Source organism: Saccharomonospora iraqiensis subsp. paurometabolica YIM 90007 (genome assembly GCF_000231035.2).
GTDB lineage: Bacteria > Actinomycetota > Actinomycetes > Mycobacteriales > Pseudonocardiaceae > Saccharomonospora > Saccharomonospora paurometabolica.
In genome coordinates, this window is sequence record NZ_KI912225.1 from 138,136 (window position 1) to 148,925 (window position 10,790).

The following is a 10,790-nucleotide window of genomic DNA, read 5'->3' on the forward strand; positions in this document are numbered from 1 at the left end:
TGGCGGCGGTCCACCCGCGGTACCGGGTGCCGCACCGGGCCGAGCTCGCCGTGGGGGCGGTGGTCGCGGCCGTGGCCTCGGTGGCGGACCTGCGGGGCGCGATCGGGTTCTCGTCGTTCGCCGTGCTGGCCTACTACGCGGTGGCCAACGCGAGCGCCTGGACGCTCGGCACGGGCCGGGTGGTGCCCACGGTCGGTCTGCTCGGCTGTGTGCTGCTGGCGTTCAGCCTGCCCACGACGTCGGTGCTCGCGGGTGTGCTCGTGCTCGCCGTGGGGGCCGTGGTGTACGGCGTGCGCCGGGCCGGACACCAGGGCACCCACGGCGCCCCCGACAACGCCGGGAGCGGGTGAGCCGCGTCAGGCGTGCCGGATGCGGGACACGCCGTCCACCGCCTGTTCGAACTGGCCCACCAGCTCGTCGACCACCTCGGCGACCGGGCGCACCTCGTTCAGCCTGCCCACGATCTGGCCCACCGGCATGGACACCACGGACGGGTCCGCGGCCGCGTGGATGCGGTTGTGCGCGGACGAGACGAGCAGGTTCTGCAGCGGCATCGGCAGGGGCTCGGGTGCGTCGTCGGCCTGCCACGCCTCGGTCCAGCGGGTCTTGAGCAGCCGGGCGGGCTTACCGGTGTAGATCCGGGTGCGGACGGTGTCCGACGAGTCCGCCGCGACCAGCGCCTGCTGCACCGCCTCGGAGGCGGGCATGGTCTCCAGGTACTCCCGCGTGGTCAGCCACAGCGAACCCGTCCACACGCCGTGCGCGCCGAGGGTCAGCGCCGCGGCGGCCTGCCTGCCCGAGCCGATCCCGCCCGCGGCGAGCACCGGGACCCGGTCGCCGACCGCGTCGACGATCTCCGGCAGCAGCACCATCGAGGCGATCTCGCCGGTGTGCCCGCCGGCCTCGTAGCCCTGGGCCACCACGAGGTCCACGCCGTTGTCGACGTGCCTGCGGGCGTGTTCGGCCTTGCCCGCGAGCGCGGCCACCGGCACGCCGTGCTCGTGGGCCTGGTCGATGACGTCCACCGGCGGCGAGCCGAGGGCGTTGGCGATCAGCGACGGCCGGTGCTTGAGCGCCACGTCGACGTGCGAGCGGGCCACCGAGTGCAGCCAGCCGAGCACACCCGCGCGTTCCTCGGTGTTCTCCGGCAGTTCCGGCACGCCGAGCTCGGCGAGGGTGCGCTCGACGAACGCGCGGTGTTCGGCGGGGATCAGCTCGTTCAGGTCCATCGAGCTGCCCTCGGTGGGGATCTTCGACGGCATCACGACGTCGACGCCGTACGGTTTGCCGTCGGTGTTGTCGTCCATCCAGGTCAGCACGTCGTCGAGTTCGTCGCCGTCGTTGAACCGGACGCAGCCGAGGACGCCGAGTCCGCCCGCCCGGCTGATCGCCGCGGCGACGTGTTCGGAGGGGGTGAACCCGACGATCGGGAGGTCGATGCCGAGCGTGTCGCACAGCGTGGTGCGCATGGTGATTCTCCTTCGCGGGGGTTACGCCTGCGACGCGTCCGTGGGCGGGTTCTCGGCCGCGTGCCGCGCGGCCCAGGTGTAGTCGGGTTTTCCGCTGGCCAGGCGGCCCATGGTGTCGACGACCCACACGCTGCGCGGCACCTTGTACCCGGCGATCTCGGTGCGCACGTGGTCGCGAACCGCGGCGAGGTCGAGGGTGGCGCCCGGGCGGGGTTCGAGGATCGCCCCGACACGCTGCCCGAGCCGCTCGTCGTCGACCCCGATCACGAGCGCGTCGAACACGTCCGGGTGCCCCTTCAGCGCGCCCTCGACCTCCTCGGGGAAGACCTTCTCCCCGCCGGTGTTGACGCACTGCGAACCGCGGCCGAGCAGGGTGACGGTGCCGTCGTCCTCGTAGCGCGCGTAGTCGCCGGGGACGACGTACCGGACGCCGTCGATCTCGACGAAGATCGTCTCGCTCTTGGTGGGGTCCTTGTAGTAGCCGAGCGGCACGTTGCCGCGGCGCCCGATCCGGCCCACGGCGCCCGGGGCGGGGTCCACCCGGTTGCCGTCGTCGTCGATGAGCACGGCGTCCGAACCGAAGTTCACCCGCGGCCCCGCGGAGTGGTCCGCCTCCTTCGACATCATGCCGATGCCGGTGAAGCCGCTCTCCGACGAGCCGATCGCGTCGGTGAGAACCACGTTCGGGAACGTGTCCAGGTACTGCTGCTTGACCGCCTGGGAGAACAGTGCGGCGTGGCTGGACACCGCCACCAGTGACGACCCGTCGTAGCCGCCGGAGTGGTAGGCGTCGATCAGCGGCCGGGCCATCGCGTCGCCGACGACGGTGAGCACCTGTACCCCGTGCCGGTCGATCTCGCGCCACACCGCGTGCGGGTCGAACTGCGGGGTGAACACGACCGTGCCGCCGGCGAACAGCGCCCCGAACGCCGCCCACTGCGCGGCGCCGTGGATCAGCGGGGCGACCGGGAACCGCACCATGCCGCCCTGTTTCGCCTGTTCGGCCAGTGCCCACTCGTCGGTGACGTACTCGCCGGTGACGAAGTCGATGCCACCGCCGAGGGCCCGCCAGACGTCCTCGTGCCGCCAGACGACGCCCTTGGGGTAGCCGGTGGTGCCGCCGGTGTAGAGGATGTAGCGGTCGTCGGAGCTGCGTTCGCCGAAGTCGCGTTCGGCGGGGGCTCCCGCGAGCGCGGTCTCGTAGGCGACTCCGCCGTGGCGCTCGAAGTCGGCGTCCGAGCCGTCCTCGACAACGACAACGTGTTTCACATCGGGTGCCTCGGGCAGGACCGCCGCGACCCGGTCCGAGTACTGCCGCTCGTGGACCAGAGCGACCAGGTCGGCGTTGGTGAACAGGTACCGCAGTTCACCGTGCACGTACCGGTAGTTCACGTTGATCGCGATGGCGCGGAGTTTGTACGCCGCGTACATCGTCTCGATCATCTCGATGGAGTTCCGCGAGTACACGCCGATGTGATCGCCCTTGCCGACCCCGTTGGCGGCGAGGTGGTGGGCGAGCCGGTTCGCCCGCTCGTCGAGTCGGGCGTAGGAGACCCGCCGGTCCCCGCAGAAGACCGCGGTGCGGTCCGGCACGGCGTCGACGGCGTGCTCAAGCAGATCCGCGATGTTGAAAGCCACCCGAACAAACTAGAACATGTTATCGTTCGCGGCAATGGTCGAGACTGGCGCCGAGGCGAACGGGAGGCCGCCGATGGAGCAACCGCACGCACTGGTCGAACAACGCGGGCACACCCTCGTGGTGACGATGAACCGGCCCGAGGCCCGCAACGCCCTGACCGGCGAGATGCTGGAGATCCTCGTCGAGGCGTGGGACCGGGTGGACACCGATCCGGAGATCCGCGCCTGCGTGCTGACCGGCGCGGGCGGGGCGTTCTGCGCGGGTGCGGACCTCAAGTCGATGAGCCGCAACAGCCCGTCCGAGTCGTTCTCCAGCGGCAGCTTCGACCCGAGCCGGATGGACGGGTTGCTCAAGGGCAGGCGGCTGACCAAGCCGTTGATCGCCGCGGTGGAGGGCCCGGCGATCGCGGGCGGCACGGAGATCCTGCAGGGCACCGACATCCGGGTGGCGGCCGAGAGCGCGAAGTTCGGCGTGTCCGAGGCGCGCTGGGGGCTGTTCCCGCTGGGCGGGTCGGCGGTGCGGCTGCCGCGGCAGATCCCCTACACCCGCGCCGCCGAGATCCTGCTGACCGGCAGGCACCTCACCGCCGCCGAGGCCGCCGACATCGGGCTGATCGGCCGGGTCGTGCCGGACGGCACGGCGTTGGAGCGGGCGCTGGAGATCGCCGACACGATCGCCGCGAACGGCCCGCTGGCCGTGCAGGCGATCCTGCGCACGATGCGCGACACCGAGGGGATGCACGAGAACGAGGCGTTCAAGCTGGACGCCAAGTACGGCGTCGAGGTCTTCGCCAGCGCCGACGCCAAGGAAGGCCCCAAGGCCTTCGCCGAAAAACGCACCCCGGACTTCCACGCCCGCTGAGGTGGTGCCGTGAAGGCCCCCTTGCCTGCGTCGGGTGCCGTGAAGGACTCCTTCGCTGCACTCAACGCAGGGAAGGAGTCCTTCACGGCACACCCGCCGGCGCGGGGTCAGATGGCGCGGTCGTGGTCCTGCCAGTAGGGGTCGCGGAGTTTGCGTTTGTAGAGTTTGCCGTTCGGGTCGCGCGGGAGTTCGTCGACGTAGTCGATGCTGCGCGGGAGTTTGAACTTCGCGAGCCTGCCGCGGGCGTGCTCCAGCAGCTCGTCGGTGAGGGCGTCCGAGGGGTCGACGCCGTCGGCGGGCTGGACCACCGCCTTGATCTGCTCGCCCCAGTCCTCGTGCGGCACACCGAACACGGCCACGTCGGCGACCTTGGGGTGCAGCACCAGTTCGTTCTCGATCTCGGCGGGATAGATGTTCACCCCACCGGAGATGATCATGTCGCTCTTCCGGTCGTGCAGGTAGAGGTAGCCGTCCTCGTCGAGGTAGCCGACGTCGCCGAGGGTGAACAGGTCGCCCACCCGGGACTTCTCGGTCTTCTCCTTGTCGCCGTGGTACTCGAACGTCGAGGAGCCCATGCGCATGTAGACGGTGCCGGTCTCCCCCGGCGGCAGCTCCGCCCCGTCGTCGTCCAGGATCGTCACCACCGAGCCGGGCCAGGCCCTGCCCACCGAACCGGGTTTGCGCAGCCACTCCTCGCCGCTGATCACGGTGCCGCCGCCCTCGGTGGCCGCGTAGTACTCGGTGACCACCGGGCCCCACCAGTCCAGCATCCGCCGCTTGATCTCGTCCGGGCACGGCGCCGCGCCGTGCACCATGACCCGCAGCGACGAGACGTCGTAACGCCCGCGCACGTCCTCGGGCAGGTCGAGCAGCCGGTGGAACTGCGTCGGCACCATGTGGCTGTGCGTGACCCGGTGCCGCTCGATCAGCCGCAGCATCTGTTCCGGCTCCCACTTGTCCATCAGCACCGCCGGATGCCCGAGCTGCAGGGAGATGACGACGAAGTTCAGCACCGCGGTGTGGTACAGCGGTGAGCCGCACAGGTGGACGTGCCCGTCGAACGGCTGGATGCCGAAGATCGAGAAGAACCAGGTGGAGGCCACCGGTACCTCGTCCGGGTCGGCCCCGGTCAGCGGCCGCCGCACCCCCTTCGGCCTTCCGGTGGTGCCCGACGTGTACAGCATCGGCGACCCGGCGGTGCGGATCTCCGGCCTGCCCGGCCCGCCCAGTTCCGCCAGCTCGGCGACGGCACGGAAGCCGGGCACCGTGCCCACGGCGAACCGTGCCCCGGCCGGGATTCCGGCCTCGTCGGCGGCGGCCACGGCCGTGTCCGCGAACCGCTCGTGCGCGAGGAACGCCTTCGCCCCGGAGTCGGTGAGGATGTAGGCGATCTCGGGGCCGACCAGGTGCCAGTTGGCCATGACGACGTAGAGCCCGGTCTGCAGGGCGGCGAAGTGGGCGGCGAGCAGTTCGGAGCCGTTGGGCTGCAGCACCACGATCGCGTCCCCGGTCTCCAGCCCCAGCGCGCGCAGGCCCCGCGCGTAGGAGTCGGCCTTGGCCACGAGGTCGCCGTAGCTGACCTCGGTGCCGTCCGGGTCGATCACCGCGGTGGTCGACGGGCTCTGCGCGGCGATGTTCCACAGCCCGATCGCGGGCGTCGTCGGTGGGGCGGTAGTAGACATACCGGCAAATCTAGAACGTGTTACAGATACGGGCAAGACGCTACGACCCGGACGACCCTCGGGAAGCTTGCGCCAGCTAAAGGAACGTGTTTCACTTTTGCCCGTGATTCCTGCCGAGACCGAGAAACCGCTGTCGGCACCGCTGGACGTCGGCTTCGACTACACCCGGTCGGTCGGCCCCGTCCTCGGCCGCTTCGTCAACGCGCTGCGGGAACGCCGCATCGTCGGCGTCCGGGGTTCGGACGGCCGGGTGCACGTCCCGCCGGTGGAGTACGACCCGGTGACCGCGGCGGCCCTGTCCGAGTTCGCCGAGGTCGCCGACGAGGGCACGGTCGTGTCCTGGTCGTGGGTGGCCGAGCCGCTGGAGGCACAGCCCGTGCAGCGCCCGTTCGCGTGGGCGCTGATCCGCCTCGACGGGGCGGACACGTCCCTGCTGCACGCCGTGGACGCGGGCTCGCCCGCGGCGATGCGCACCGGGATGCGCGTGCGGGTGCGCTGGGCGGACGAGCCCGTGGGCCACATCCGGGACCTCGCCTACTTCGTGCCCGTCGAGGACCCGCCGGGCGACCCCGCCCCGACCCCGGAACCCCCGCCGGTGGCGAAACGGGAGGAGGGCGCGCCGGTCGACACGATCGTCACCCCGATCCACCTGAGCTACCGGCACTCGGTCTCCCCGGAGGAGAGCCGGTACCTGCGGGGACTCGCCGAGGGCCGCGTCCTCGGCCAGCGCTGCCCCGCCTGCGGCAAGGTCTACCTCCCGCCGCGCGGCGCCTGCCCCACCGACGGCGTGCCCACCGAGGAGGAGGTGGAGCTGCCGGACACCGGTGTGGTGACCACCTTCTGCATCGTCAACGTCCCGTTCCTCGGCCAGCGCATCAAGCCGCCCTACGTCACCGCCTACGTCCTGCTCGACGGGGCCGACATCCCGTTCCTGCACCTGGTGCTCGGCTGCGAAGCCTCCGAGGTGCGGATGGGGATGCGGGTACGCGCGTCGTGGAAGCCGCGCGAGGAGTGGTCCACGACGTTGGAGAACATCGCCCACTTCGAGCCGACCGGCGAGCCGGACGCGCCGTACGAGTCCTACGCCCACCACCTGTGAGGGGAACACCATGAACGACGTGGCGGTGGTCGGGTTCGCGCAGGCGCCCAGCGTCCGGCGCACCGACGGCACCACCAACGGCGTGGAGATGCTCGTCCCGATCTTCACGCGGGTCTTCGAACAGACGGGACTGACCAAGTCCGACATCGGCTTCGTCTGCTCCGGCTCGTCGGACTACCTGGCGGGCCGGGCGTTCTCGTTCATCGCCGCGGTGGACGCGTTCGGCGCGTTCCCGCCGATCCACGAGTCGCACGTGGAGATGGACGCGGCCTGGGCGCTCTACGAGGCGTGGCTCAAGATCCGGACGGGTGAGGTGGACACCGCGCTCGTCTACGGCTTCGGCAAGGCCTCGGCCGGGGACCTGCGCCGGGTGCTGGCGCTGCAGCTCGACCCGTACGTCACCGCGCCGCTGTGGCCGGACCCGGCCGGGATCGCGGGCATGCAGGCACGGCTGGGCCTGGAGTCGGGCCGCTGGACCGAGAAGGACCTGGCCGGGGTGGCCGCCCGCAGCCGGCGGGACGCGGCGGACAACCCGTACGCCCAGGTCTCCGGCGAGACCGATGTGGACACCCTGCTGGCCGCCGACCCCGTCGCCGATCCGTTGCGGGCCCACGACATCGCCCCGGTCAGTGACGGCGCGGCGGTGATCGTGCTCGCCTCCGCCGAGCGCGCCCGGGAGATCGCCGACCGGCCCGCGATGATCAGCGGCATCGAACACCGGGTGGACTCCGCGGCGCTGGGTGCGCGCGACCTCACCCGCAGCCCGTCGACGGAACTGGCGGGCCGGGCCGCGGGCGCCACCGACACCTCGCTCGACGTCGCCGAGCTGCACGCGCCGTTCAGCCACCAGGAGCTGATCCTGCGCGAGGAGCTGGGCCTGGGCGACGACGTGCGGATCAACCCGTCCGGCGGCGCGCTGACCGCGAACCCGATGTTCTCCGCCGGGCTGATCCGGATCGGGGAGGCCGCGCGGCACATCCTCGACGGCGGTGCCGAACGGACCCTCGCGCACGCGACCAGCGGCCCCGCGCTGCAACAGAACCTGGTGGCCGTCCTGGAGAGGGGCTGAGAGGCCGTGGCCAAGAACCGTACCGCCGTGCTCGGCACGGGACAGACACACCACCGCTCCAAGCGCACCGACGTGTCGATGGCGGGCCTGCTCCGGGAGGCGGTCGACCGGGCGATGGCCGACGCCGCCGTCGACTGGGCCGACATCGACGCCGTGGTGGTCGGCAAGGCGCCCGACCTGTTCGAGGGCGTGATGATGCCCGAACTGGCGCTGGCCGACGCGCTCGGCGCACCGGGCAAACCGCTGCTGCGCGTGCACACCGCGGGCTCGGTGGGTGGCTCCACCGCGCTGGTGGCGGCCAGCCTGGTGCAGTCCGGGGTGCACCGCCGGGTGTTGTCGGTGGCGTTCGAGAAGCAGTCCGAATCGAACGCCATGTGGGCGCTGTCGATCATGCCGCCGTTCTCCATGCCGGTGGGCGCGGGCGCGGGCGGCTACTTCGCCCCGCACGTGCGCTCCTACATCCGCCGCAGCGGCGCGCCGGAGCACGTGGGCGCGATCGTGGCGGCCAAGGACCGGCGCAACGGCGCGCTGAACCCGTACGCGCACCTGCGACAGTCCGACATCACCGTGGACTCGGTGCGGGCCTCGCAGATGCTGTGGGACCCGATCCGCTACGACGAGACCTGCCCCTCCTCCGACGGCGCGTGCGCCGTGGTGCTCGGCGACGAGCAGGCGGGGGACGCCGTGCCCGGTGGGGCGGCGTGGATCCGGGGCACGGCGATGCGCACCGAACCGACCACGTTCGCCGGCCGTGACCAGGTGAACCCGCAGGCGGGCCGGGACGCCGCCGAGGCGCTGTGGCGGGAGGCGGGCATCACCGACCCGCTGGAGCAGGTGGACACCGCCGAGATCTACGTGCCGTTCTCCTGGTTCGAACCGATGTGGCTGGAGAACCTCGGCTTCGCCGCCGAGGGCGAGGGCTGGAAACTGACCGAGGACGGCCGGACCGCGCTCGGCGGCCGCCTGCCGGTCAACCCGTCCGGCGGGGTGCTCTCGTCGAATCCCATCGGCGCCTCCGGCATGCTGCGGTTCTCCGAGGCGGCCAAGCAGGTGATGGGCCGGGCCGGGGACTACCAGGTCGACGGCGCCCGCACCGCGCTCGGCCACGCCTACGGCGGCGGTTCGCAGTACTTCGCCATGTGGCTGGTAGGCGTGGACAAGCCGTGACGGGGTAGGCCACGACCCCGTCACGGCACGGACCGCGGGGGACGACGACGTCGGGCCCAGCCGGGCCGAGCCGTCCTCCGCGGCCTGTTGCGCGGCCCGGTCAGTCGGCCGACACCCGCTCGACGACGGCGTCGGCCAATGCCGAGGGCCCCGCCTCGCCGGAGTCGAGGAACACCGTGTCCCCCGGCATGTCGGCCCGCGCGGCGAGGCACCGCGTCACCTGATCCAACCGCCCCCGCCGGACTTCCGTGTCGCGCTCGGCATCTTCGGGCAGCAGCACCTGGTCGGTGATGCGGGAACGGAGGAGGGCCTCGTCCAGGGTGAGGAAGAAGTGCCGGACCGCGAGCCCCGCGGTGCGCAGCCCACCGAAGATCTCGTCAAGATACTGCCTGCGCACGAGCGTCATCGGCACGACGAGAGGCCGCTGGTAGATCTCCGCGATCCGCGTCGCGGTGTCCACCGTCAGCGAGCGCCACACCGGAAGGTCCCGGAAATCACCGCTCGGGGCAGGCGGGACCACCGACCGCAGCATGAAGCCGACCTCTTCCGGGTCGAACAGCATGGAGCCGGGGAGCCGGTCGACCACGAGTTCCGACACGGTCGTCTTGCCCGCCCCGAACGGACCGTTTGAGCCAGATGATCACAGAGAACCTCCCTCCGGCCGGGACGACCCGGGCCACGAGGCGTCGGGTGCGTCACTCAGTGCCGGATACCGTTGTGCCAGGGCCTCCACCCCCGCGGACGTGCAGGTTCCTCGTGCCGAAGGAGGTCGTGATCCCATGGTCGGGACTGACGGCGAGGATCTCCAGCGAACGGCGGAACCGCTTGTTGCTGCCCGATCCCGGACCTCAGGCAGCGAGCTGCCGCCGAAGCTGGTCGAGTTCCTGCGCGATCCGCTCGACGGTGCGCACCGGGGAGTCCGAGCCCGCACGCAGGTGGTCGAGGATCCAGCTGCGCACCAGTGCCGAGGCCGGAATCTCCAATGCGGCGGCCCACCGGTTCAGTTCGTCGAACTCCTCCGTACTCAACCGCACCGAAAGCACCTTGGCGCGCCCCTCCCCCGGCCGGGCGGCATGCCTCGACAACGGCGCGTCCGGAGCGCTCTCCGCCTCGTCCCGGTATTCCTGCAGATCCTGCTCGGTGACCTCACTCATCGCCAGCTCCCTTCCAATACTGACGCCGCGGGGCGCCTCGCGTTTTCCACGCGGACGCCCCGCGCAGCACTCCGTCAGCCCCACGCAGAGCCACCACGGTGATGACCATACGTGCGGTCGGCGAGTAACCCACGATCCGCGCGCTGTTCGCGTGGGCGGATCGCGAGTCCGGCTCCTCCACCAGCCGGTCGGGGTCGTTGATGACCTCAACAGTCCAAGCCGGGTCGATATCGACAGCATCGGCATAGCGGATCGAGCGGGTCCGAAGGTGGTCCCGAGCCTTCTCACTCCATTCGATCCACTCTGTCATGTATGACAGTGTATGCCACCTGGTCTGCTCGTGCCACCACCGCACCCAATGACGGAGTCGGCTTGCGGCACCACCGAATGTCTCCAGCGAAGCCGGGTCGGGCGGGCAGGCCCATGGTGCCTCGTGGCCGCTCCACCAGCCGGTCCAGTCATGGCTGTTGCGTGGGCGGCGTGGCCGGGCATTCTCCCGGGGGAGGTCACCGGTGTGGGGGCTGTTCGAGCGCGCGGATCAGGCGGTGCAGGCGCGGGTCGCGGGCGGCGAGGCCGTCCGCGGCGAGGTTGATCAGGCCGCGCAGCAGGGCGTACGGCTGCCAGGCGGCCGGGGTCAGGGTGCGCGGGGC

General features: G+C 71.4%; 9 protein-coding genes and 2 pseudogenes. 5 read left to right on the forward strand and 6 right to left on the reverse strand.

Going from position 1 to position 10,790, the window contains the following annotated elements; genetic code table 11:
* Window positions 1-350 (forward strand): annotated as a pseudogene (locus SACPADRAFT_RS26635) (hypothetical protein); the annotation flags it as partial.
* A gap of 6 nt (window positions 351-356) precedes the next feature.
* Here the strand turns inward: SACPADRAFT_RS26635 and SACPADRAFT_RS0209415 are convergent.
* Entirely contained in the window at window positions 357-1,469 is a 1,113-nt protein-coding gene (locus SACPADRAFT_RS0209415) for an NAD(P)H-dependent flavin oxidoreductase (protein WP_007025029.1), read from the reverse strand.
* Between the two features lie 21 nt (window positions 1,470-1,490).
* Entirely contained in the window at window positions 1,491-3,107 is a 1,617-nt protein-coding gene (locus SACPADRAFT_RS0209420; RefSeq protein ID WP_007025030.1) for an acyl-CoA synthetase, read from the reverse strand.
* A 73-nt stretch (window positions 3,108-3,180) separates the two neighbouring features.
* Here SACPADRAFT_RS0209420 and SACPADRAFT_RS0209425 point away from each other — a divergent pair, with 73 nt between their 5' ends.
* Window positions 3,181-3,969: a crotonase/enoyl-CoA hydratase family protein gene (locus SACPADRAFT_RS0209425; protein WP_007025031.1), complete on the forward strand. Its 789-nt coding sequence runs from the start codon at window positions 3,181-3,183 to the stop codon at window positions 3,967-3,969.
* 107 nt (window positions 3,970-4,076) lie between these two features.
* Here SACPADRAFT_RS0209425 and SACPADRAFT_RS0209430 read toward each other — a convergent pair whose 3' ends face one another.
* Entirely contained in the window at window positions 4,077-5,651 is a 1,575-nt protein-coding gene (locus SACPADRAFT_RS0209430; RefSeq protein WP_007025032.1) for an acyl-CoA synthetase, read from the reverse strand.
* A gap of 103 nt (window positions 5,652-5,754) precedes the next feature.
* Between SACPADRAFT_RS0209430 and SACPADRAFT_RS0209435 the strand changes: the two genes are divergently transcribed.
* From SACPADRAFT_RS0209435 to SACPADRAFT_RS0209445, 3 genes are read left to right on the forward strand one after another with little or no spacing between them, the layout of a single operon-like run.
* A complete protein-coding gene (locus SACPADRAFT_RS0209435; protein WP_007025033.1) occupies window positions 5,755-6,750 on the forward strand; it encodes a Zn-ribbon domain-containing OB-fold protein in 996 nt (331 codons plus the stop codon).
* A gap of 10 nt (window positions 6,751-6,760) precedes the next feature.
* A complete protein-coding gene (locus SACPADRAFT_RS0209440) occupies window positions 6,761-7,819 on the forward strand; it encodes a thiolase domain-containing protein (protein ID WP_007025034.1) in 1,059 nt (352 codons plus the stop codon).
* A 6-nt stretch (window positions 7,820-7,825) separates the two neighbouring features.
* Complete coding sequence (locus SACPADRAFT_RS0209445) at window positions 7,826-8,986, forward strand: thiolase domain-containing protein (protein WP_007025035.1); 1,161 nt, start codon at window positions 7,826-7,828, stop codon at window positions 8,984-8,986.
* 100 nt (window positions 8,987-9,086) lie between these two features.
* Here SACPADRAFT_RS0209445 and SACPADRAFT_RS26640 read toward each other — a convergent pair.
* From SACPADRAFT_RS26640 to SACPADRAFT_RS31415, 3 genes and pseudogenes are all read right to left on the reverse strand, one after another.
* A pseudogene (locus SACPADRAFT_RS26640) lies at window positions 9,087-9,599 on the reverse strand (AAA family ATPase); the annotation flags it as partial.
* 235 nt (window positions 9,600-9,834) lie between these two features.
* Window positions 9,835-10,140, reverse strand: a complete 306-nt coding sequence (locus tag SACPADRAFT_RS0209455) for a hypothetical protein (protein ID WP_007025037.1) — start codon at window positions 10,138-10,140, stop codon at window positions 9,835-9,837.
* A complete protein-coding gene (locus SACPADRAFT_RS31415; protein ID WP_157577116.1) occupies window positions 10,133-10,450 on the reverse strand; it encodes a hypothetical protein in 318 nt (105 codons plus the stop codon). The genes SACPADRAFT_RS0209455 and SACPADRAFT_RS31415 overlap by 8 nt, the downstream gene beginning before the upstream one ends.
* Between the last annotated feature and the right edge of the window lie 340 nt (window positions 10,451-10,790).

What these genes read in the sequence shown, in the direction of transcription:
- SACPADRAFT_RS0209415 (WP_007025029.1), bottom strand. Translation starts at nt 1,469, where the DNA reads ATGCGCACCACGCTGTGCGACACGCTCGGCATCGACCTCCCGATCGTC.
- SACPADRAFT_RS0209425 (WP_007025031.1), top strand. Translation starts at nt 3,181, where the DNA reads ATGGAGCAACCGCACGCACTGGTCGAACAACGCGGGCACACCCTCGTG.
- SACPADRAFT_RS0209430 (WP_007025032.1), bottom strand. Translation starts at nt 5,651, where the DNA reads ATGTCTACTACCGCCCCACCGACGACGCCCGCGATCGGGCTGTGGAAC.
- SACPADRAFT_RS0209440 (WP_007025034.1), top strand. Translation starts at nt 6,761, where the DNA reads ATGAACGACGTGGCGGTGGTCGGGTTCGCGCAGGCGCCCAGCGTCCGG.
- SACPADRAFT_RS0209455 (WP_007025037.1), bottom strand. Translation starts at nt 10,140, where the DNA reads ATGAGTGAGGTCACCGAGCAGGATCTGCAGGAATACCGGGACGAGGCG.
- SACPADRAFT_RS31415 (WP_157577116.1), bottom strand. Translation starts at nt 10,450, where the DNA reads ATGACAGAGTGGATCGAATGGAGTGAGAAGGCTCGGGACCACCTTCGG.